At 52.3% G+C, this 22,703-nt stretch carries 21 protein-coding genes and 1 tRNA gene; 12 read left to right on the forward strand and 10 right to left on the reverse strand.

Annotated elements, in window-relative coordinates:
- Positions 1 to 165: 165 nt before the first annotated feature.
- From J0A66_RS19045 to J0A66_RS19075, 7 genes are all read right to left on the reverse strand, one after another.
- Positions 166 to 250 (reverse strand) — tRNA-Leu (locus J0A66_RS19045).
- Positions 251 to 275: 25 nt separating this feature from the next.
- Complete coding sequence (gene secG / locus J0A66_RS19050) at positions 276 to 629, reverse strand: preprotein translocase subunit SecG (protein WP_206575449.1); 354 nt, start codon at positions 627 to 629, stop codon at positions 276 to 278.
- A gap of 13 nt (positions 630 to 642) precedes the next feature.
- Complete coding sequence (gene tpiA, locus J0A66_RS19055; protein WP_206575450.1) at positions 643 to 1,410, reverse strand: triose-phosphate isomerase; 768 nt, start codon at positions 1,408 to 1,410, stop codon at positions 643 to 645.
- A gap of 103 nt (positions 1,411 to 1,513) precedes the next feature.
- Complete coding sequence (gene glmM, locus J0A66_RS19060) at positions 1,514 to 2,863, reverse strand: phosphoglucosamine mutase (RefSeq protein ID WP_206575514.1); 1,350 nt, start codon at positions 2,861 to 2,863, stop codon at positions 1,514 to 1,516.
- Positions 2,864 to 3,051: 188 nt separating this feature from the next.
- Positions 3,052 to 3,882, reverse strand: coding sequence for a dihydropteroate synthase (gene folP, locus J0A66_RS19065; protein ID WP_206575451.1), 831 nt, complete (start codon positions 3,880 to 3,882; stop codon positions 3,052 to 3,054).
- 58 nt (positions 3,883 to 3,940) lie between these two features.
- The gene (gene ftsH / locus J0A66_RS19070; protein WP_277603595.1) at positions 3,941 to 5,884 is read right to left on the reverse strand and encodes an ATP-dependent zinc metalloprotease FtsH; all 1,944 of its coding nucleotides are present in this window, start codon (positions 5,882 to 5,884) and stop codon (positions 3,941 to 3,943) included.
- A gap of 258 nt (positions 5,885 to 6,142) precedes the next feature.
- Positions 6,143 to 6,385, reverse strand: a complete 243-nt coding sequence (locus J0A66_RS19075) for a hypothetical protein (protein WP_206575453.1) — start codon at positions 6,383 to 6,385, stop codon at positions 6,143 to 6,145.
- On the opposite strand from J0A66_RS19075, the gene yhbY reads away from it, so the two are divergent.
- A complete protein-coding gene (yhbY, locus tag J0A66_RS19080) occupies positions 6,385 to 6,681 on the forward strand; it encodes a ribosome assembly RNA-binding protein YhbY (RefSeq protein WP_206575454.1) in 297 nt (98 codons plus the stop codon). The two genes, J0A66_RS19075 and yhbY, sit on opposite strands and share 1 nt — an antisense overlap.
- Before the next feature lie 247 nt (positions 6,682 to 6,928).
- On the forward strand, positions 6,929 to 8,872 hold the full coding sequence (locus J0A66_RS19085; RefSeq protein WP_206575455.1) for a beta-propeller domain-containing protein: 1,944 nt from the start codon (positions 6,929 to 6,931) through the stop codon (positions 8,870 to 8,872).
- A gap of 59 nt (positions 8,873 to 8,931) precedes the next feature.
- Here the strand turns inward: J0A66_RS19085 and J0A66_RS19090 are convergent, their stop codons facing one another.
- The gene (locus tag J0A66_RS19090) at positions 8,932 to 11,529 is read right to left on the reverse strand and encodes a PKD domain-containing protein (protein ID WP_206575456.1); all 2,598 of its coding nucleotides are present in this window, start codon (positions 11,527 to 11,529) and stop codon (positions 8,932 to 8,934) included.
- A gap of 262 nt (positions 11,530 to 11,791) precedes the next feature.
- On the opposite strand from J0A66_RS19090, the gene J0A66_RS19095 reads away from it, so the two are divergent.
- The 7 genes from J0A66_RS19095 to J0A66_RS19125 all read left to right on the forward strand — a co-directional run bounded on the left by J0A66_RS19095 (position 11,792) and on the right by J0A66_RS19125 (position 18,340).
- Positions 11,792 to 13,087, forward strand: a complete 1,296-nt coding sequence (locus J0A66_RS19095) for a pepsin-like aspartic protease (protein ID WP_206575457.1) — start codon at positions 11,792 to 11,794, stop codon at positions 13,085 to 13,087.
- Positions 13,088 to 13,167: 80 nt separating this feature from the next.
- Positions 13,168 to 14,016 carry an SAM-dependent methyltransferase gene (locus J0A66_RS19100; RefSeq protein ID WP_206575458.1) on the forward strand — a complete coding sequence of 283 codons (849 nt, stop codon included), beginning with the start codon at positions 13,168 to 13,170 and terminating at the stop codon, positions 14,014 to 14,016.
- A 12-nt stretch (positions 14,017 to 14,028) separates the two neighbouring features.
- Positions 14,029 to 14,574 carry a GNAT family N-acetyltransferase gene (locus J0A66_RS19105; RefSeq protein WP_206575459.1) on the forward strand — a complete coding sequence of 182 codons (546 nt, stop codon included), beginning with the start codon at positions 14,029 to 14,031 and terminating at the stop codon, positions 14,572 to 14,574.
- A gap of 124 nt (positions 14,575 to 14,698) precedes the next feature.
- Entirely contained in the window at positions 14,699 to 14,923 is a 225-nt protein-coding gene (locus tag J0A66_RS19110) for a hypothetical protein (protein ID WP_206575460.1), read from the forward strand.
- Positions 14,924 to 14,929: 6 nt separating this feature from the next.
- Positions 14,930 to 16,672: a GGDEF domain-containing protein gene (locus J0A66_RS19115; RefSeq protein WP_206575461.1), complete on the forward strand. Its 1,743-nt coding sequence runs from the start codon at positions 14,930 to 14,932 to the stop codon at positions 16,670 to 16,672.
- Between the two features lie 77 nt (positions 16,673 to 16,749).
- A complete protein-coding gene (locus J0A66_RS19120) occupies positions 16,750 to 17,817 on the forward strand; it encodes an MBL fold metallo-hydrolase (protein WP_206575462.1) in 1,068 nt (355 codons plus the stop codon).
- A 154-nt stretch (positions 17,818 to 17,971) separates the two neighbouring features.
- Positions 17,972 to 18,340: a hypothetical protein gene (locus tag J0A66_RS19125; protein ID WP_206575463.1), complete on the forward strand. Its 369-nt coding sequence runs from the start codon at positions 17,972 to 17,974 to the stop codon at positions 18,338 to 18,340.
- A gap of 24 nt (positions 18,341 to 18,364) precedes the next feature.
- On the opposite strand, the gene J0A66_RS19130 is transcribed toward J0A66_RS19125, so the two are convergent.
- Both J0A66_RS19130 and J0A66_RS19135 read right to left on the reverse strand, forming a co-directional pair.
- Positions 18,365 to 19,111, reverse strand: a complete 747-nt coding sequence (locus tag J0A66_RS19130; RefSeq protein WP_206575464.1) for a substrate-binding periplasmic protein — start codon at positions 19,109 to 19,111, stop codon at positions 18,365 to 18,367.
- Between the two features lie 133 nt (positions 19,112 to 19,244).
- A complete protein-coding gene (locus tag J0A66_RS19135) occupies positions 19,245 to 19,730 on the reverse strand; it encodes a MarR family winged helix-turn-helix transcriptional regulator (protein WP_439098882.1) in 486 nt (161 codons plus the stop codon).
- A gap of 94 nt (positions 19,731 to 19,824) precedes the next feature.
- On the opposite strand from J0A66_RS19135, the gene hppD reads away from it, so the two are divergent.
- Genes hppD through J0A66_RS19150 form a run of 3 tightly spaced genes read left to right on the forward strand, consistent with a single transcriptional unit; the run spans position 19,825 to position 22,477 of the window.
- Positions 19,825 to 20,913 carry a 4-hydroxyphenylpyruvate dioxygenase gene (gene hppD, locus J0A66_RS19140; protein WP_206575466.1) on the forward strand — a complete coding sequence of 363 codons (1,089 nt, stop codon included), beginning with the start codon at positions 19,825 to 19,827 and terminating at the stop codon, positions 20,911 to 20,913.
- A gap of 11 nt (positions 20,914 to 20,924) precedes the next feature.
- A complete protein-coding gene (locus J0A66_RS19145; RefSeq protein ID WP_206575467.1) occupies positions 20,925 to 21,473 on the forward strand; it encodes a VOC family protein in 549 nt (182 codons plus the stop codon).
- Complete coding sequence (locus J0A66_RS19150) at positions 21,470 to 22,477, forward strand: fumarylacetoacetate hydrolase family protein (RefSeq protein WP_206575468.1); 1,008 nt, start codon at positions 21,470 to 21,472, stop codon at positions 22,475 to 22,477. The genes J0A66_RS19145 and J0A66_RS19150 overlap by 4 nt, the downstream gene beginning before the upstream one ends.
- The last annotated feature ends 226 nt before the right edge of the window (positions 22,478 to 22,703 follow it).

Genomic DNA, 22,703 nt, shown 5'->3' on the forward strand with positions numbered 1-22,703 from the left:
TCGAGAAGAGCGTATGGTTTTAGAAATTTTGAAAACTACCGGATCAGAGTAATGACCCATTGCGGATGGAATGGTGTTATTAATCGTGTACGTTGAGTGCTGATCCCCCGTTTATGGGGTAGAGCCTGGTCTGCTACCCATCAGATTAATCTGATGGGTATTATTTGGTGCGGATGGCGAGACTCGAACTCGCACGTCTTGCGACACCACCCCCTCAAGATGGCGTGTCTACCAATTCCACCACATCCGCAAAAACGTCTACAGGTTCAGGGTAATCAGTTTGGAACGTCTGTCGGTTCCTGCTTTTCTGTTACCGGTACATCATTGTCAGCAGGCTGACTGGCCGGCTGCTCAACCGGTACTTCCAGATTTTCCCACTCATCGACCTGCTTTTCCTTGCCCGCTGTCATTGCGCCCAGCACCAGGCTGATGGCAAAGAACAAAGTGGCCAGCACAGCGGTGCTGCGGGTCAGAAAGTTACCGGAACCTGAAGAACCAAAAACGGTGTTGGAGGCACCGGCGCCAAAAGACGCGCCCATGTCGGCGCCTTTACCACGCTGAATCAGCACCAGGCCAATCAGCGCCAGGGCAACCAGCAGATATACCACCATCAAAACTTCGTAAAGCATGCTTTACCTCAAATCACTTTGCCGCTTGGCAAATCGCTAAAAAATCGTCTTTTTTCAGACTGGCGCCACCTATCAGGCCGCCGTCCACATCCGGTTGTGCAAAGAGCTGCACTGCGTTGTCGGCATTAACACTGCCGCCATACAAAATTCTAAGTCCTGCGGCCGCCTCGGCATTGGCTTTGCTAAGGTGCCGGCGGATATGCGCATGCACATCCTGCGCCTGTTCAGGCGTCGCTGTGTTGCCCGTACCAATGGCCCAGATGGGTTCATAGGCAATGACCATTTTACTCAGCTGTGGTGCACCGACCCGGGTCACTACCGCATCCAGTTGGGCAGACACATAATGTAACTCGTCACCTGCTTCCCTGACCGGTAATGGTTCGCCGACACAGAGGATGGGGGTCAATTCAGCTCCGAGTGCTGCCGCCACCTTTTCTGCCACCAACTCATTGGATTCCTGCTGGTCGGTGCGCCGCTCTGAGTGACCGACAATCACGTATTGGCAGCCTACTTCCCTGAGCATCCCGGCAGCCACTTCACCGGTATGAGCGCCGGACTCAAAGTGACTGAGGTCCTGCGCACCCAGGGCGAACTTGTCGCTGTCGAAACTTGCCAGAAAAGGGAAAGGCGGGCATACCACCACGTCCAGATCTGTAAGGTCTGCGTCCTGCAGTGCCGACTGCATTGCCGAGGCCAGTTTCAGGTCACCGTTCATTTTCCAGTTTCCTGCCACCAAAGGCCTTCTGCCTGCAGCGTCAGTCTTTTGTTCGGACTGGGTCATCTTGACTCCGGGCTCGCTTGGCCAGTCAGTTCAAAGCGCGCGAGAGTGTACCCAACCCACAGGTAAGATACAAGTGGGCAGAAATGCAAACTCGCCAGTTTTGTCACCGTCCGGTTACTTTTCGTACCGAGTCGGCAATGTGCTCGGCCCACTTGCTTGCCACTTCGTCCCGGGTCGCTTCCACCATCACGCGAATCAGCGGTTCAGTGCCACTCTTACGCAACAGAATGCGACCTTCATCGCCCATATCCTGCTCAGCCGCTTTGACCGATGACTGCACGTCCGCATGATCTATTGGCGAGATACTGGTTTGGGTATACCGTACGTTGATCAGGGTTTGGGGAAATTTTTCCATGCCGCGACGCAGCTCATACAGACTCATGCCGGCCCGTAGCATGGATGTCAGCACCTGCAGACCTGAGACGATGCCATCGCCGGTGGAGGCCACATTGAGGTTCAGCACGTGGCCTGAACTTTCACCGCCGATATGCCAGCCCTTATCATGCAACAGTTCCATCACATACCTGTCGCCCACTTTACTACGGGCAAAGGGAATGGACAGACGGCTCAGAGCCACTTCCAGGCCCAGGTTGCTCATCAGGGTGCCCACTACCCCGCCGCCATTCAGGCGTCCGGATTTAAGCGCGTCCCGGGCGATGATATAAACAATCTCATCCCCGTCCACCACGTTGCCCTTGTGATCCACCATCATGATGCGATCACCGTCACCGTCCAGGGCAAAGCCCAGATCGGCTTTTTCCGCCAGCACCCGCTCGGTCACTGCCTGCATGGAGGTGGCGCCCACATCATCGTTGATATTCAAACCGTTGGGTGTGGTACCGATTTCGACCACCTCAGCACCCAGCTCACGCAGGACATTGGGGGCGATGTGATAGGTAGCCCCATGGGCGCAGTCCACCACTATCTTCATGCCGGTGAGGGACAATTCGGACGGAAAAGTGCCCTTGCAGAACTCGATGTAGCGTCCTGCCGCGTCCGAAATACGGGTGGCCTTGCCCAGCTTGTCGGAGGCCACACAGACCATAGGCTTTTCCAGTTGGGCTTCGATAGCCAGTTCAATATCGTCGTCCAGCTTAAAGCCGTCAGCCGAGAAGAACTTAATGCCATTGTCATAATAAGGGTTGTGTGAAGCGCTGATAACGATTCCGGCCTCAGAGCGAAATGTCTTGGTCAGATAGGCGATAGCGGGCGTGGGCATGGGTCCCAGCAGACCGATATTGATACCGGCCGCCGATAATCCGGCTTCCAGGGCCGATTCCAGCATATAACCCGAGATGCGGGTGTCCTTGCCGATCAAGACCTTGTTGGTGCCGCGGCCGGCCAGCACTTTACCGGCGGCCCAGCCAAGTTTGGTCACAAATTCGGGGTTGATGGCGCTCTCGCCCACCTTGCCGCGAATACCGTCTGTACCAAAATACTTTCTGCTCATGATTATCCTTATAATTGACCGGTCTTTGCCGGCTGGATAGTTTCCATCCGGAAACAGGCTCCTGCCCTTATTCCGGAGCGGAAAATGAAAATTGCGATTTCCATTTACCTCCCATTTTCAACGCGCAAACACGCATTGAAAATGGCGGCGCATCCCTACGCCGCGCTAGCACCCGCCTTTCAGGACGGGCACTAGACATTCTCGGGAGAAAGGGTTGCGCTGACCACCCGTAGCGCATCCACCGTAGGCTTCACATCGTGAACCCGGAAAATCCGTGCCCCTTTCAAGGCCGCGATGGTCACACAGGCCAGACTGCCCGCCAATCTCTCTTCCACCGGGCAGTCCAGCAGCTTTCCGATCATGGATTTGCGGGACATGCCCACCAACAGGGGAAAGCCCAGGTGATGGAATCGCTCCAGCCCCTTCAATAGCTGGTAATTATGCTGCAAAGTCTTGCCAAAGCCAAAGCCTGGATCCAGCATCAGACGATCCTGTCCAATGCCGACCTCCACACAGGCCTGCACCCTGTCATCCAGAAAGCTGAAAATGTCACCAAACAAATCGCCGTAGCGGGGCTCATGCTGCATGGTACGGGGCTGCCCCTTTATGTGCATCAGGCAGACCGCCGCCCGGGTGCTGGCAGCCGCCGCCAATGCGCCCTCTTCCTGGAGGGCGCGTACATCATTGATCAATCTGGCGCCGGCCCCCACTGCCTCGAGCATTACTTCTGGTTTGCTGGTGTCTATTGAGACAATAGTGTCGAAGCGCTGGCTGATGGCTTCGATAACAGGCACCACTCTGTCCAGCTCTTCCTGCTGCGGCACATCCTTTGCGCCGGGGCGGGTCGACTCGCCACCCACATCGATAAAATCGGCCCCTTCGTGCAGCATTCTCTCGGTCTGTCTGAGTGCGTCGTCCAGGCGATTGAATTGTCCGCCATCCGAGAAGGAGTCGGGGGTGACATTGAGGATCCCCATCACCCTGGGAACAGTCAAATCCAGTTCTTTATCAATAAAATTCATAGCATGACTTAAAGACTAAAAGGGCGCTGAAAAGCGCCCTTCGGGTTGGAATGCCGGCTTAGCCCGGAATATCCCCAGGCTTACCCAGGTCTGCCTCAGAGGACTTCTTCTTGTCCTTTTTGTCATCGGCGTCGGGCTTGCTGGATGCACCACCCTTGGGCTTGTTGTTGTCACTGTCCCAATCGGCCGGCGGGCGAACATCCCGACGGGCCATCAGATCGTCGATTTGTTTGGCATCGATGGTTTCGTACTTCATCAGCGCATCCTTCATGGCATGCAGGATGTCCATGTTGTCACGCAGGATGGTTTCCGCCCTGTCGTAGTTACGGTCAATGACGGCCTTGATCTCCGCGTCAATGGCCCGAGCCGTGTCATCAGACATATGCTTGGCCTTGGTCATGCTGCGGCCCAGGAAGACCTCACCGTCTTCATCGGCATACAGCATGGGTCCCATCTTGTCGGACAAGCCCCACTGGGTGACCATCTTGCGGGCCAGGTCGGTGGCGCGCTCGATATCGTTGGAGGCCCCGGTGGTAACCTTTTCGCCGCCGTAGATAATATCTTCGGCAATACGGCCGCCGTAGAGGCTGGAAATCATGCTCTCCAGATGCTGCTTGGTGTAGCTGAACCTGTCCTGTTCAGGCAGGTACATTGTCACCCCCAAAGCCCGGCCCCGGGGGATAATGGACACTTTGTAAACAGGATCGTGCTCAGGTACCAGACGGCCGACAATGGCGTGACCCGCCTCGTGATAAGCGGTCATTTCCTTCTCGCTTTCGGACATGACCATGGACTTGCGCTCGGCGCCCATCATGATCTTGTCTTTGGCTTTGTCAAATTCTTCCATCGCCACCAGACGCTTGTTGGCACGGGCGGCAAACAGGGCAGCCTCGTTAACCAGGTTAGCCAGATCCGCGCCTGAGAAACCCGGCGTACCGCGGGCAATCACCCCGGCATCCACATTGTCGGAGATGGGCACCTTGCGCATATGCACTTTGAGAATCTGTTCACGACCACGGATGTCCGGCAGGCCGACCACGACCTGGCGGTCGAAACGACCAGGACGCAGCAAGGCAGGGTCCAGTACATCGGGGCGGTTGGTGGCGGCGATCACGATAATGCCTTCATGACCTTCAAAACCGTCCATTTCCACCAGCATCTGGTTGAGCGTCTGCTCACGCTCATCATGGCCTCCGCCTAAACCGGCGCCGCGCTGACGACCGACGGCGTCGATCTCGTCGATAAAGATAATGCAGGGTGCGGATTTCTTGGCCTGCTCGAACATGTCACGGACACGGGAGGCGCCCACACCGACAAACATCTCAACAAAGTCAGAGCCTGAGATGGTAAAGAAAGGCACTTTGGCTTCCCCGGCAATAGCTTTAGCCAGCAGGGTCTTACCTGTGCCAGGAGGGCCGACCATCAGTACGCCTTTGGGGATCTTGCCACCGAGTTTCTGGAACTTGGACGGATCGCGCAAAAAGTCCACCAGTTCGGAGACTTCCTCTTTGGCTTCATCACAACCGGCCACGTCCTGGAAGGTGGTCTTGATCTGATCTTCGCCCAGCAGCCTCGCCTTGCTCTTGCCGAACGACATGGCGCCACGTCCACCGCCGCCCTGCATCTGGCGCATAAAGAAAATCCACACACCAATCAGCAGTAACATGGGGAACCAGGAAATAAAGATATTGGCCAGCATTGAAGGGCGCTCTGGCGGCTCATTGATCATGCGAACATCGTTCTTGATCAGATCCGTCACCAGGCCGTCATCGCCAACGGAGGGAATGTAGGTGGTAAAGCTTTCACCACTGCGGGACACCCCTTTTACCTCCCGGCCGTCGATGCGTACTTCACGCACCAAGCCCTGATTCACCTCATTGATAAACTGGGTGTAATCATACTGACGGCCGGCTGAATCGCCGGGTGTAAAGCTCTGGAACACCGTCATAAGGACGACGGCGATCACTAACCACAATATTAAATTTTTAGCCATATCGCTCAACGCTGTAACCTCTGTAAAAACAGTTTGTCTCCGAACCTGTTGCCAGGGTCGGTTGCCTGGCACAAGCCAAGGGCCTGTTCGATGCTGAAGTGTGAACTCCAGCCATCGGGTCGGACTGTATCAGACCCGATATCCACCAATAAATTCCCGGCAGGGCTAAGACTACAATAGTTTACCTGTGGAAACTATTCTGCTCGGGCAAAACTGCTACCCGGTATTTGTACTCAGAGCAGACTTGTCTCGCCGCCTTGCCCTCTATCAGGACCCGGGCTGGGCTTTTGCCTCACCTCGGCACCAGGCAATACGATCATCCTGTCCGTATTGATCAACCTGCCTTTGTTCTATATTTGCGATCAGTTGGACAAGTCCAAAAACACCGGCCCTGCGGCTGGCAGTGGCGTCTTTTTCGCCATAACTGATGATTGTCATTATGCTTAGCGCAAAGATGGCGCTAGAATAACGGTTTTCAAGCATTAATCCCCAATTAAATTTGTAACTCAATGAATCTTTCCACCAAACAGAAGCAATATCTCAAGGGCCTGGCCCACTCCCTCAAACCCGTTGTACTGCTGGGCAGTAACGGCCTGACCGAAGGCGTACTGGCCGAAATCGACAGCGCCCTGAACCACCATGAACTGATCAAAGTCAAGGTAGCCACCAGCGATCGCGAACAGAAACAACTGGTATGCGACGCCATCGTGCGGGAAACCAAAGCCACTCAGGTTCAACTGATTGGCCACAACCTGGTGCTGTACAGGGAAAGCGAAGAAAAGAAAATCCGCATTCCCAAGGGTTGATTCTTTGCCAGGCGCCCCGGCGCCTGACCAACTACCAATCTACCCTCACCTGGTCCAGGCGGATATCTGAATAAATCGGTTTATTTGACAGAAAAATCCGATTAAGACTGCCGATTTGAAAACGAGCCTGTTTGGACTGTTTAGCTGATTACGGATAGTCACAAATTGGTGTAATTTTAAGCAGATTTCCCGCTCCGCCAGGCCTAGGCTTTATCCGTCGGCTCTCCCATTAGGTAAGGAAATCAGCATGAAGAAGCGCTTCCCCGGATTACTGATACTCGCAGTCAGCCTGAGCGCTTGTTCCGGCTCAGATGACACGTCCACCCCTTCCCCACAGCCCGTTGACAGTGCACCTGCGGTAAATGCGCCTGTTACCTTCACCGGCAATCTGATTCAACCCGGAGAACAGGCGGTCAGCCGCTTTCTGAAAAATGGTCTGTATGCTCAGAGCCTGGCCGGCAGTGACGCTGAAGTCGCCTCACCTTCGTTCAGTTTTGCTGACACGAACCACTCAGTCACCAATACTCAGGAGGCCGGCGTGGACGAAGCTGACCGGCTCGAGTACGACGGCGAGTTTCTCTACTATGCGGCCTATCCAGCCTGGTACGAAGTCGATAACCAACCTTATGTCAGGGTGATGCAACGCCAGCATGACCAAAGTTTTAGCGAACTGACCCGTCTGCCGCTGGCGACAGAGCTTGGACAGATTAATGGCCTGTATCTTGATGACAACCGCCTGGCGGTGATCAACAGCTCCTTTCCCATTATGCTGTTTGCCGATATTGTCGGCTCCTGGGGCGGTGAAAAGAATCAGGTGACCGTCAGCCTGTTCAATACCAGTTCGCCTGACTCAATCGAGCAGGTTGTCCAGTTGCAGATGGACGGTTGGCTGCTCGGCAGCAGGCGGATTGAAAAGCAGTTGTACCTGGTCACCAGCAGTGCCCTGAGCCTGGAAGGATTAATAGCCGGCGCTGCAGATGATGAAACTAAATGGCGGAACTATAACCTGCTGCAAAGCACCGATATGCAGAGCCTGATGCCCAGGCTCGCTGTGAACGGCCAGTCAAGGGGATGGATTCAGGCTGAAGACTGTCTGATCCCCGAACAGGCCGGCGAGCAGGATGGCTACAGCCAGCTATTGATAGTCACCCGTATTAATATGGATAACCCCCAGGATATCAGCGCATTGTGCATGACGGGACAGGCAGAAAACCTCTATATGTCGGCACAAAACCTGTATCTGGCCGGCACAGTGGAAAATCAAACCGTCCTGCACAAGGTGGCCCTGTCAGAGCCTCTGTCTTATCAGGCGTCGGGATTGGTGGACGGCACACTGGGCTGGCAGGCCAATCCTTACTTCAGGCTCAGCGAGCATGACAACCATCTGAGGGTGGTCAGCAGTGACTACAGCGACGGTACCACCCACAGGCTGAATATTCTGGCCCAGCAAGGGCAAAACCTGGCCCTGGTGTCACAGCTTCCCAATGACAATCAACCAGAGGCTATCGGTAAACCCGGTGAAGATATTTACTCCGTGCGCTATCTGGATGACAGGGCCTATATCGTAACCTTTGAGCGGACCGATCCACTCTATATATTGGATCTGTCTAATCCTTTGCAGCCCATGGTGGAAGGCAGTCTGGAGCTGCCCGGATTCTCCAGTTACCTGCACCCTCTAGAGAATAATTATTTGCTTGGCATAGGCCAGGATGTGAGTCTGCAAGACCTGCCGGGGGAGGACGGCCAGGTCACTCAGACCCCGGTGCGCGAGGGCATGAAGGTCAGCCTGTTTGATATAAACGACCCGGCTCACCCCATTGAGCTGGCCAGTATCGCCAGAGATAACAGCTTTACCCCGGTTGAGTTCGACCATAAGGCTTTGTCGGTACTCAAAGAGGGCGATCAGTACCGCTTTGCCATGCCGGTGGAACATTGGCAGACCTGTGATGAGGCCTGCACCACCCTGTGGGCACCCGGCCACAGCCTGATGCTGGTGTCGGTGGACGCCAGTCCGGGCATGGCCAGTCTGAGTGTGGATGGACAACTGCAGGCTGATGACAGCGATGGCAGCTACCATTTCGGCGGTGCCGACCGTAGCCTGCTGCAGGGAGATAATGTCTACTATCTGCATGGCAATCAGCTATGGCATGCCAAATGGACCAACCCTGATTTGGTCAGTGGCCCTTATTAGCTTCACAAAAAGTAACTAAAGAGGTGAGCATGCTCACCTCTTTAATCTAAAAAATATAACTATTCCGGCAGCTCTACAGGCCTTTTAACTATCTTCAACATAGTTTGAGAAGTGACACTAAGATTATATATCTGATCTACTCCGTCATAGTCAGTAGGTTCAAAAATATAGAAATTGTAAAACTTATGCTGCTGTGAAAGATACAAACCAGCCTCTCCTTGTAAACTGCCACTTTCTAGCGAATCCAACTCCCAAATCCTCTCGTTATAGAGAAAACAGTCCTCTCCTATCTGAGGTTGGTAACCAGAAGGTTGGCAAATCTCTCCTCCAGATGTTTCCCAGGAGCGCCTGTAGCGGCGAATGACCATCTTATTTTTTTCATCAAGTTTCCAAAACCCCGGATAAACAATTACCTCGTGTACGGAAAGCATTCCATCGTTATTGGAATCATTGCTGTAATAAGTGGTAGCAGTGCCATCTGTTTCTAGTTCAAACCAGAACTCTTCAAGCGGTTTATTGGAAAAAACAGGCCATTTATAAATTCCTGAGAAAGTTTCCGCTCCAATATTGATAGCGTCAAAATCTTTTTTAACCACTCTCCCTGAACTTGCATATTCTTTGTCATTACTTGAAAGTAAAATGTTCACTAACGGCACTTCATTAGTGTCTTTGATGAATACAAGATTGGCTTTCCGGAACAATTTCGATTCGTCAAACTGCAAAGAAACATTTCCATCTGTAGAAATCAACCAGGTTCCCTCAACAACTTCTTCAAGCGAGACCCCCGCATTATCGACCGTAGGATAACGTATTTTCACTCCCCCCCCTGTTTGCCAAGAACCGCTGAGTGTGAGGTGGAAGCTTCTGTAGTCAGAAGTTATCCATTCTGAGTTGTTTGTATCCTCCCCCACGGAAAGTTTAGGAAGTTGTATAACATACTCTTTATCCAATTCGATGACTGACTCGGGGAGAATGAGGTCTTCAGCAGTACGCCAACGCATAGACATAAGAATAGGTTTGTAATATGACTCAGAGGTGTACCATTCCGCTCTAGTCAATAGATTGATCAGTAAAACCGGCTCACCATTGGGAAAATAAACTTTCCTCATTTCAAGGTTTTCAATAAATACATCGCAAAATGAAGAGTTAATATCATAAAATAGGAAGCAATCCCAGCTACCCAGAAATAGCTTCTCTGAATCCACCGAAAAGTTAATCTGCTCCTCAATCTCAGTCCATGAAAAGTCAGCAGCTCCATTAGGGTAAGATGTATCCTCAGGACTGAAGTGGATTACGCCTGTACCATCTTGTTTAAGACTAAGTTTTCCTGAATCCGATGTATTCTGTGTTGAAGATTCATAAAAATAGAAAGTTTCCTCTCCATCAATGGAAAAACCGGGCAAATCTGAGATAAAATCATTCATCTTACTGTAATAAAGCTCTTCTCTTTCCCCCTGGATATCATCCAACAGTTCCGGAATTTCTTGCTGCTGCCTTGAATAGGCTAACAAATCGTTTATCTGCGCAGAGTACGCACTCAGTTCGCCAGCTTGGTAGTCATCCAACATCAGCTTAAACAGCATACCAGTGGGAATAATGTCCGCAGCGCGGATTTGGGAGCTGATACTGATTAGGTCATGGGAGTCTTCTGCGCTGACAATAGCCTTGTCCAGTTCGGCGTGAATCGCACTGGTAATATGGTCAATTTGCACCTGGTAAGTAAGAGGCTGCCCTTCAACCTCTTTGGCTGACAGATAAATGCTGTCCACTGTACCCGGCACACTGCTGACGGCCAGTTTGTCATATGGGCTAGCGGCCCGGGCGGTGACAATGACCGGGTGCACAGCGGCATCATCTCCCAGATTCAGCGCAATCCTGAATTTGCCGGTTTCATCGGTATTGCCGCTAAAATTCTGCTCCCCGACTGCAACCACCACTTCCGCACCTGCAAACAATGGCGCTGTTAGCTGCCCAACCAAATCAAATCGGTATTCGAATTCTTCCACCGTAACTTTAAAGGTCTTTTCAGCAGACTTGCCCAACCTGTCACTGACCACCAGTTTGAATTCCAGCGCTGTATTAACCGAAACGTCTGGGGCAGAAAAGCTTATTCGGTTTGCTTCGGTAACAAGATTGGCAACAGCAGGTCCGCTAATCTGCTCCCATACGTAACTGGCAATCCCCCCGTCTGTATCCAAAGCCTCAACGCTCAGGGAAAACTCTGCCTGCTCCATTACAGTTTGATCTTCAACACCAAACTGTGGGGGATGATTAAACAGTACGTTAACGCTTATCTGCCCCTTGCTCTGGGCACCGTCATTGTCCGTCACCTGCAGCTCAAACACTATCCTGTCATCGGCTTCCACAGCAGGTGCCGTGAATGTTAGTGATGCAGAGCCTGGCTGCTGGAAATCGACTTCGGGGCCCGACACCTGCTGCCAGATATAGTCACTGATCTGGCCATCGGCATCGGTCACAGTGGCAGATACAGTCACCTCTTCACCTTCGATGGCAGAGACGTTGGCGGCTGAGATTACTGGAGCCTGGTTAGCTGAAGGGTTGGGAGTGGGAGAAGGTGCGGATTCGCTGCCACCGCCTGAGCCGCCGCAGGCAGTGAGAACCAGCAGCAGGCCCATAATAGTTATTCTTTTTATCATTCTTGTAAGTCCTCAATACAGGGACGCACAAGTTATACCTCCCTGAAAATACTGATCCATGCCGGCAAAGCGGCGTTAGCATTATCCATGGAAGGGATTATCGGTCAATACGATAGTCTGGAAATTATTGGGTAGGGACAATCTCTCTGAACCCTTTTTCCTGGCATGCAAAAAAGAGAAAAAGCAGAAGACACACAGGAATCCCCGGATACTAATTTCTGCTTAGCTCTGTTAGGCTCACCAAAAAACTAAGTCATTGATTATGCAGCACTCTGTCCGGATTCCTCTAAACAACACCTTTGCCAAAGGGGGCTATTGCGCCCGGGTGCATATTGGTCAGCACCAGCATCCGGTTAACCTGGTGTTGGATACCGGCAGCAGCACCCTGGCGGTACATAACGGCAGTTACCAGCCGGAGCGGGACGATGCCTTGCAGGCCACATCCCTGGCCCAGGATGTGATCTACGGCAAGGGAGGCTGGTACGGCCCGGTGGTGAATACCACTGTCAGTATGGGACTGCCGGGACACAGGGCGGTGCTGGACAGGGTCAATGTGGCTGTAACGGCCAAAGAGCAGGCGCAGAGTTTTATCGATGCCGACGGCATCCTGGGGCTGGCTTATGAGGGCCTGAATCCGGCCTATGATATTGCCCCATACCTGCAGGATAAACAGGTATCGCCGGCACTGAGTTATCCCTTTTTAATGGACACGGCGCAACACCCAGACTCGGTACGCCAATACCGGGAGTTTTTGCATCAGTATCCGCGCCACCCTGTTACCCCTTATTTTACCCAGCTCGAAGAACATGGCGTGGTAGCCAACCAGTTTGCCCTGCTGACCCACAGGTCCAGCGTGTATCAGACCCATACTCATTCCCCGTTGGAAAAACTGACTTCCCATCATCTCAACCATGGGCTGTTTGTGCTGGGCAAACCCAAATTACATCTGGACCTGTACCACGAGCCGTTTCACTCCATCAAGGTGCTGGACGACAAATACTACAATGTGGATCTGCTCGGCTTGCAGCTTGGCGAGACTCCAAAACTGGCAGCGCCAAAGCTTGCCGCCGACCAGGTTAAGGGCTGTCGCACCAATGCCATAGTCGACAGCGGCTCTACCCTGCTGGTGCTGCCGCCGGGCCTGTTCGACGCCCTGATGCTGCAGTTTTACGCCTTAAACCCCGGGTTTAAGGCCCTGCTTGCACCTTTTCAGTCATTCAGCGGCGAGGAAGTGGGTATCCCCTTAGCGCAACTGAATCTTAAGGAGTGGCCGCCCCTGTATCTTGATTTCACCGGCGAACAGGGCCAATCGGTGCGCCTGACCTTAAGCCCCCAGACTTACTGGCAAATCCATGCACCCCAGCCCAACCAGGCTTACTTTAAGCTGACCACAATGCCAAGCTGGCCTAATCAAAGCATTTTGGGCCTGCCGCTTCTGAACAATTACTACTGCCTGTTTGATCGCAGTGCCAGCGGCACCGGCGCCATCCGCTTTGCCGCCAAGCGGGATTTCAGCGGCCAGTTGCTTGGTCATCTTTGCCAGGAGTTCAGTACCTGAAGCAACCGGCAATTAATGCTGGACTTGACGGGCCAAATCCATACATTAACCACAAACAATAAAAAGGATCCTCCCACCTGATGGAAACCCCCAACCAATCCGGCAGCATAGTCTGCGTGGGCGTCGGCATGACCCTTGGCTCCCATATCGCTCCTTTATGCCGCAGTTATATTGAACAGGCCGACGTGGTTTTTTGCGGCGTGTCCAACGCCATCGTCGAGCTGTGGGTGAAGGAAATGAACCCGGATGTGCGTAGCCTGCAGATCTACTACGAGGAAGGTAAAGACAGGCGCATCACCTACCGGGAGATGGTGGATGCCATGATGGCGGAAGTACGGGCAGGCAAAAAAGTGGTGGGGGCCTTTTACGGCCATCCCGGAGTGTTTGCCTGGGCGCCCCATAAGGTGATCGAAACCGCCAGAAGCGAAGGCTTTGAGGCCCATATGGAGCCGGGGATCTCCGCCGAAGACTGCCTGTTTGCCGATTTGGGCATCGACCCGGGCAAAAGCGGCTGCCAGCATTTCGAAGCCAGCCAGTTTATGTTCTACCAGCGCAAGGTAGATCCCAGCGCTTATCTGATCCTCTGGCAGGTGGGCATCGCCGGCGATCGCTCCGCGGCCCGCTTTGCCACCGATAACGCCTATCGCCAGGTGTTACTGGAACTGCTGCTGGAGATTTATCCGCCCGACCATCAGGTGGCCCTGTATGAATGCCCCACCCTGCCCATTGACGATACCCGTATCGATTGGATCCCGCTACAGGATTTCGCCAGGGTGGAAGTAAACCAGCATACCACTATGGCTATTCCCCCCTGTGCGCAGATGGAAAAGAATCAGGCAGTACTTGATCGGTTGACGGAACTGGACAAACAATTTGCTAAACAGAAGATTGTTCACCATATAGACCCAAAGGGCAAAGAGACTGTGTAAGAGAGCGTTAGTATGGAGTTCAGAACTCAACGACTCTTCTGTAGGCCGTTAAGAGAGTCTGATAAACAGATCTATTGCTTCTTATATACCGATACCGAGGTAATGAGAAAGATTTCGAATCCAATTTCGATACAAAGCGCTGAGAAAAATTTCCAAAAGGCTCTAATGAATAATGCTAACAAGCCCTTTGCCCAATTAAGCTGGGCAATCGAGGAAATCCAGACTTCCAGAATTATCGGAATAAAAGGATTCAGATGGCATCATTCCGGTGCCAGCGAGACTGAAATTGGTATGATGCTAGTCCCAGAAGCACAAGGTATGCGCTACGCTGTGGAGGGATTGGGGGCATTAGTGGACTACGGCTTTAAGTACCTAAGCCTAAGGCGCATTTTTGCCCAATACAATGTAGGTCACCTGGCATCGGAAAACTTAGTAAAAAGATTAGGGTTCACCGTCCTTCCTGACATCATAGACACCCTATATGGTTCTACCAAAAGATGTGAGATTCATGCCCAGAATTGGCAAGCCTGCGAGATCACAAGGGCAATAGTATCTTAGGATCGTTTTTGGCCTTGAGCAAAGCTGCCATTAGAAGTTAACAATCCAGACTTATAGTGCTAGATTGAGCTTTCTGGAAACCTCTCAACTTCCAGATCTGTCATTAAAAATATAAGGAATAAAAATGTCTGCCATTCAATTACTAGAGAAAATAGGATCCTCGTCAGAACTACAAGGTAGGAACTCTACAGCCGCTGAAGTTCGAGAACTAGCAATTAATTCAGTAAGAGAGTTAGAAATTCATAGCGAGAAAAAATGGTGTGTTTTTGTACCGGCCGAAGATGACGAGCAAGACAGTGAGGATGAATCCGAAGAAAAAAAAGAAATAGAAAAGGTTATCCTTCAGTAAGAAAAAATGACTAGAATATTCTTCTGTTGCCTTTTATTTATCACCAGCACTTTATGTGCTGGTAATTTTTATGACAGACTAGAAGACGCCGATAGAATAAGAAGTTCAGATCTACATGGCTTTTCATTAGCGTTAGCAGAAATAGAAAAAAGTTACAATTTACTAAATGAAGAAGAAAAAGAATACCTAGAATACCTTAGGGCTTACAAGTTATCTTATTCTGGAAAGTATGAAGAGGGATTAAAGATTTACAAATCTCTCTTTAAGGTTGCAAAAAATATAGATGTGAAAATACGCTCTGCGGCATCCATAATAAACACGCATGCAAACACTAGGAATTTCACAAGCGGTTATGAATATGTTGAAAAAACAAACCACTTGTTAGCGAACTATACAGGACAGTATAGGCATAACGCTCTTAATGTAATGGGTATATTTTTCAATCAGATTGGTGATTACGAAAGCGCAGAGCAAAAAGCCCTACTTGTCATCTCCAGCCAGCCTGACGCACGAAATTTATGTCTCGCAAAGCATATAGAATACGAATCAAAAATAAACAGAAAAGTCTTCATCAAAGATAGAGAAATAACCGAATCAATAAGAAAATGCGACGAAAGCGGCGAGCTTGTTATAAGCGGAATGATTAGAACACATTATGCCGAATATTTAATAGAGAACAACTCATCAACAAGAGCCATTGATATTTTACAATTATCTAGTGAGCTTATTGAGAAAACAAACTATCCGAGACTCATGGCTGAGTTCTACTCCACCCTTTCCTCTGCTTATTTAGTCGAAGGTAACTTAACACTGGTTGAAAAATTTGCACTGAAAGCGATTAAAAAATCTGGTGCTATGGGGCCTACAAAGCCTGTTGTGATTGCATATAAAAACTTGTCGATAGCTGCAGAAAAGAAACTTAACCTTTCAGAGAGCCTTGTTTATTTTAAAAAATACGCAGAAGCCGATAAAGCCTATCTCGACGAAGTGAAAGCCAAACAACTAGCCATCCAGCAGGCCAAGCACGACGCCATAGAAAAGGCCAACCAGATTAAACTGCTGGATAAGGAAAATACTTTGCTGAAAACAGAGGCGCGGTTGGCTAAGGAAGAGCAGGAGAACAGCCGGCTGTTTATGGCGTTTCTGATGCTGGTGATTCTGGTTGTGGTGCTGTGGGCCTATAAGAACCGCCGTATGCATATTCAGTTGCGTAAGCAGGCAGAAACCGATGATCTGACCGGGGTCAGTAATCGCAGCCATTTCAGCCAGGTGGCCGAATCGGCGCTCAACTATCATCAGAAAACCCGTCAGCCCCTGGCTTTTGTGATTTTTGATCTGGATCTATTTAAGAACGTAAACGATCAGTACGGCCATCAGACTGGCGACTGGGCGTTAAAAGAAGCCGTCGAAGCGTCCCGACGGGTCTGCCGGGAGCAGGACCAGATTGGCCGCATGGGCGGTGAGGAATTCGCCATTGTGCTGCCGGGCTGTTCCATCGACAAGGCCATGCAGGTCGCAGAAGCCTGCCGGCAGGCCATAGCTTCTATCGATACCTCGCCCAGCAGCGAACAATTCACCCTGACCGCCAGCTTCGGTGTGGCCGACACCCAGGTATGCGGGTACGACTTTGACCAGCTCTACGGCTGCGCCGACAAAGCCCTGTACCAGTCCAAGGAGCAGGGCCGCAACCGGGTATACCGATATATTCAGTCGCCTTCCGACGGCCCGCTCACCAGCCAGCCTGTTTAGTGGCGTCCGACGGCGCTGGGATATGATGATATCTTTTAGTGGACAAGGTTTACTGTCAAATAACGACAAGGTCGGTGATGACACGCTATTTACTGCTGATATTCTGGCTGGGTCTGACCGGTTGCAGCTACACCCAACCGTTGCCGGAAAACACCACGGCCCCGGTAAAAAACGGCAAATTCGATAACCCGCATATTGTGGATCCGGAAAAAACCGTATTCGGTTTTTTAAAGGTTAAATACTTCGGCGATGTGCCTTTTGCCGATCAGAGCGAACAAACCGACAGGATCCGCCTTGCAGAGACTTTTGTGGATCTGAGGCAAAAATCCGACAGACCCCGGGTCACCTGGCTTGGCCATTCCAGTTTTCTCATCAGTATCGGCGACTTGCATATTCTTACTGACCCCATACTGACGGACCGCGCCTCGCCGGTCAGCTTTGCCGGGCCAAAACGGCTGGCGCCCCTGCCCTACTCTTTTGAGGATTTGCCACAAATCGATCATGTGGTTATCTCTCACAATCATTACGACCACCTGGATCAGCCAACTATTGAGGCGCTGGGCCAGGGGCCTGTCTACCATGTGCCCCTTGGGCTAAAAGCCTGGTTTGACGATATTGGCCTGCAAAAAGCCAGGGTGGAGGAATACGACTGGTGGCAAACGCGGCAACTGGCCGGACTGACCTTGACCGCCACCCCCACCCAACACTGGTCGGCCCGCAGTTTGTTTGACCGGCGTGAGACCCTGTGGGCCGGCTGGCATCTGGCCGTCGGCAACTTTTCTGTCTGGTTTGCCGGCGATACGGGTTACAACTCCTATGACTTTGTCGAGACCGGCAGGCGCTTCGGCCCTGTGGATCTTGCCCTGATCCCCATCGGCGCCTATTCACCAAGGGATTTTATGAAGCCCTATCATGTGAACCCGGCCGAGGCGGTAAAAATACACCAGGAAGTGCAGGCCCAGTTCAGTATCGGCATGCACTGGTCTACCTTCCAGCTCAGCGCCGAGCCGTTGGACGAACCGGCTCAGCTACTGGACCAGGCCATGGCATCACAGCCTGATGTGGCTCCCTTTGTTACCCTGGCCATTGGCGAAAGCCGTTATTTCCCGTCCAACGCCCCACCGTCAAACTCTGCAGACGACTAGCCAGCTCGCATTTGCAGCGAGGTTGCCGCAATTATGAAGCTGCTTGAGCCATCCGCACTGGCCTTTTTTGTGGAATTGTCTTTAATTAAGACAGATAATAAAAAACAAGGATTGTAGGACGCAATCCATTGTCGTTCAGGAACAAGGAGTTTCAATGCATCCATCAGAACTGCAGTCGTTCAACCAGGCTCTTCTCAAGCTTCTAACCCTTATTTATCAATGTGATCAGCGTATTCGTCTGAGCGAACAGGACTTTGTCGACGATATAGCCGAAGGCATGGAATGGCACAGCCGCATCCCCATCGACATGTACCGGGCCGAGGCCGTAATAAAAGCCAGACAGGCCCTGGACAGTGACAACATCAAACCCTTTCTGATTGAGCTAAAAGCGGATCTGCAGGCAGATCCGGCGCTTGCCATGCAACTGGCCAGGCAAATGGTCGATGTGGACGGCGAATTGAACCACAACGAAGAGGAAATCCTCACCTTGCTTGAAGAAAAGATCCTGGTGGCGACAGTCTAGTCGCCACTTGCCTGAACTGGGTGATTATTTGCGATACTGTTCGATGATCTGCTGAACGACACCCTCGTCATTCATGTGATCCAGCGCCTGTTGCAGTTGCTGCTTCAGTGGCTTGGGAAACGCCAGGTTCAGGGCCAGATAGTTGCCTTTAACCGGCAGGGGGAATTCCAACGCAGGCACCAGATCCTCCAACGCGAAACCTGTCGCCTGTACCTGATAGTGCAGGGTCAGGGGTGAGCCCACTATCAAATCCAGCTTGCCCAGGGCGAACAGCTTCATGTCCGCGTGTTTATAAGACACATTGAGCAAATTGCGGCCTTTCTCAAAGCCGTGTTGGATCAGTATCGCCTCGTACACATCATTGGGTGGAATACCTATGGTGAAGCGGGTGGCATCGGCCAGATTAACCAGTTGAATATCCTCACGCTGACGCAGCTTGTAAAGGTAAGAGGTGGACTTGACCAACGGCCCCACCCATTGGAACTGCTGTTCCCTGTCATCACTGCGGGCCGTTGAGATCAGTCCCCCCGCCCTGTCCTGCTGAACATTCTGGTAGGCCCGCTGCCAGGGCAACAATTCAAACCGGCACTCGGCCTCTACCTTCTGACACATGCGCCTGACAATATCGGCATTGATGCCGACCACTCTATTTTTGTGAACAAACTGATAGGGGGGAAAATGCTCCGTATAAACCGTCATATCTGCTGATTCAGCTTTACCTGCAGCGGTAAGCGCCACAGACAACCACATAAGCCAAAATCGTAATCGCATAGGGACCTCATCGAACAAGGACCGGAAGATTAAAGGAGCCGACAGGGATTAACAACCTGCAAATTGCGGCTTTTTCCGATAAGTCTTGCGCCTGCTCCAAGGGGCGGCGTCTAAACGTTTGACGGATAAGAGATTAGCTGGACATAACCTGATCCAGATGATTAAACAGGCTGTCCATCTGTTCGATCTGCTCAGCACTGAGATCGGCAATCAGCTTCTCTTCGTAGGCGATGGCGATTGGTACCACTTCGCTGTAAAGATTTCTGCCCGCCTCAGACAGGGCCAGGGCAAAGCGGCGATTATCCTTGTCGTCCTGCGCTTTGATCAGCCTTCCCTTGTCCAGCATCTTTTTGACAGCCCGTGACACGGCCACCTTGTCCATGGCGGTGCGCTGCACTATCTCAACGGCTGACAAGCTTTCTTCCTCCCCCAGTATGGCCAGAATACGCCACTCGGGGATACTCAAATCGAACTGCTTACTGTATTGCTCGGCCAGGGACTGAGAAATTTTGTTAGCTAAAGTTGACAGTCTGTAGGGCAAAAAGCGCTGTAATTTTAACGGCGGGGACCTGTCCAACGGGGTGTCCTTATTGTGAAAAGTTACAGATGAAACTAACATGCCTGCACAACAAATTGCACGATTGGGCAGGTTCCAAGGTTCGTAGCGACCAGATTGCCCAATCTAACCAGTAGAGACAACAAGGGGAATAAGCGTGGCTGATTTATTTGACAATCCAATGGGCCTGGACGGCTTCGAGTTTGTAGAATTCACGGCTCCCAGAAAAGGCATTCTTGAGCCTGTTTTTGAGTCCATGGGCTTTGTAAAAGTGGCCCGGCATAAGTCCAAAGACGTCGAACTGTGGCGCCAGGGCGATATCAACTTTATCACCAACTACGAGCCCGGCAGTCATGCCTATTACTATGCCATTGAGCACGGTCCCTCTGCCTGCGGCATGGCCTTTCGGGTTAAAGATGCCCAGTTTGCCTACGCCGAAGCGCTGCGCAAGGGTGCCCAACCCATTGAAATAGAAACCGGCGCCATGGAGCTGCGACTGCCTGCCATCAAGGGCATCGGCGGCGCGAACTTGTATCTGATCGATCGCTACAAGGAAGGCGAGACCATCTACGATATCGACTTCAAGTGGCTGGAAGGGGTAGACCGTCACCCGGAAGGTTGCGGCTTCCACACCCTGGATCACCTGACCCACAACGTGTACCGCGGTCGCATGCAGTACTGGGCTGACTTCTATTCCAAGCTGTTCAACTTCCGCGAGATCCGCTACTTCGATATCAAAGGCGAATATACCGGCCTGCTGTCCAAGGCCATGACCGCGCCTGACGGCAAAATCCGCATTCCCCTTAATGAAGAAGCCAGCGCCGGCGGCCAGATTGAAGAGTTCCTGATGAAGTACAACGGCGAAGGGATCCAGCATATCGCCTTTGCCTGTGACGATCTGATTGCCTGCTGGGACAGACTGAAGAAGCAGGGCGTGAAGTTTATGACCGCTCCCCCTGAGACCTACTATCAGATGCTGGAAGAGCGCCTGCCCGGCCACGGTGAGCCGGTTGGAGAACTGCAAGCCCGCGGCATTCTGCTGGATGGGACCACAGAAGGCGGTCAGCCCCGTCTGCTGCTGCAGATTTTCTCTGAAACCGTGCTCGGGCCGGTATTCTTCGAGTTTATCCAGCGTAAGGAAGACGAAGGATTCGGCGAGGGTAACTTCAAGGCCCTGTTCGAATCCATTGAGCGTGACCAGGTGGCCCGCGGCATCGTCGGCAAGAAAGAACAGGCCAAGGCATAAGGAGCCGGACAATGAAAATTCAACGTATTCACCATGTGGCGTATCGCTGCAAGGACGCCAAACAGACGGTCGAGTTTTATCGCGATCTGCTGAACATGGATTTTCTGCTGGCCATTGCCGAAAATGAAGTGCCTTCCACCAAGGAGCCGGATCCTTATATGCACGTGTTTCTGGATGCGGGCCAGGGCAACGTGCTGGCGTTCTTTGAGATCCCCAATTCCCCGGAAATGGGTCGCGACCAGAACACCCCTGCCTGGGTACAGCACATCGCCTTTGAAGTGGGCTCCATGGATGAACTGCTGACCGCCAAGGCAAGACTGGAAGAGGCTGGGGTATCGGTTTTGGGTCCGACGGATCACACCATCTTTAAGTCCATCTACTTCTTTGATCCCAATGGCCATCGCATCGAGCTGGCGGCCAACACAGCCAAGCCGGGCATGTTGAATGAGCTCAAACGGGTGGCCGACGACATGCTCAACGAGTGGGCCAAAACCAAGCAGGCCCCCAAACATGCGGCCTGGCTGCACGGCGAAGGGGATTTTAACGGAGACAAACAGTGAAGCTGGCCAGTGTTAAGCATGGCCGCGACGGCAAACTGGTAGTGGTCAGCCGCGATCTGGCTCGCATGGTATCCGTGGAAGATATTGCGCCGACCTTACAACAGGCCCTGGACAACTGGAACGAGGTTAAAGAGCGCCTTAACACCCGCTTCCAGGCCCTGGACAGCGGTGAGCTGGCCGGTGAGCCCTTTGAACAGAGCCGGTGCGCTTCGCCCCTGCCCCGCGCCTATCACTGGGCCGACGGCAGTGCCTATGTGAACCACGTGGAGCTGGTGCGCAAAGCCAGGAACGCCGAGATGCCGGAATCCTTCTGGACCGATCCATTGATGTACCAGGGCGGCTCGGACAGCTTCCTGGCGCCGACGGATCCCATCCGAATGCCACAAAGCGAAGGCTTCGGCATCGACTTCGAGGCCGAGATTGCCGTGGTGGTGGACGATGTGCCCATGGGGCTGTCAGCCGATGAGGCGCTTAACCACATCAGGCTGATAATGCTGGTCAACGATGTGTCACTGCGCGGCCTGATCCCCGGTGAACTGGCCAAAGGTTTTGGGTTTTACCAGTCCAAGCCCTCCAGCGCCTTCAGTCCTGTCTGTGTGACCCCCGACGAGCTGGGTGATAAGTGGCAGGGGGGCAAGCTGCACCTGCCGCTGGTGTCCCGCTTAAACGGCAAACTGTTCGGTAAGCCCAATGCAGGTATCGACATGACCTTTCATTTCGGTCAGCTGATTGCCCATGCAGCCCGTACCCGTCCACTGGTTGCCGGCACCATCATCGGCTCGGGCACAGTGTCCAACAAGCTGAATGATGGCCCGGGCAAACCCATCAGCGAAGGCGGCGTGGGCTACAGCTGCATCGCCGAGGTGCGAATGATTGAAACCATCCAACAGGGCAAACCATCCACCCCCTTTATGGACTTTGGGGACAGCATCCAGATTGAAATGCTGGACGAAAATGGCCTGTCTATTTTTGGTCGTATTGATCAGAAGGTAGAGAAGTACTGAGCCCTCGGCCAGGCTAGCCAAGGTTAAAGCCCGACCCCAGGTCGGGCTTATTTACCACACGGAACTGGGCTGACGTGGCTCCCGCTCCCCATGTTTTTCATGCATTTTCCTTCACGTTTCTTTGCCAGCCATCTTGCCGGTGACTGACGCTGTTTCAAGCGGGGCCGCTACCCACAATTAGTTAAATGATAACCATTGTCATATGCATAACTATTAATTAGAATTC

Source organism: Bowmanella dokdonensis, from assembly GCF_017254865.1.
In the GTDB taxonomy this organism is placed as follows: Bacteria; Pseudomonadota; Gammaproteobacteria; order Enterobacterales; family Alteromonadaceae; genus Bowmanella; species Bowmanella dokdonensis.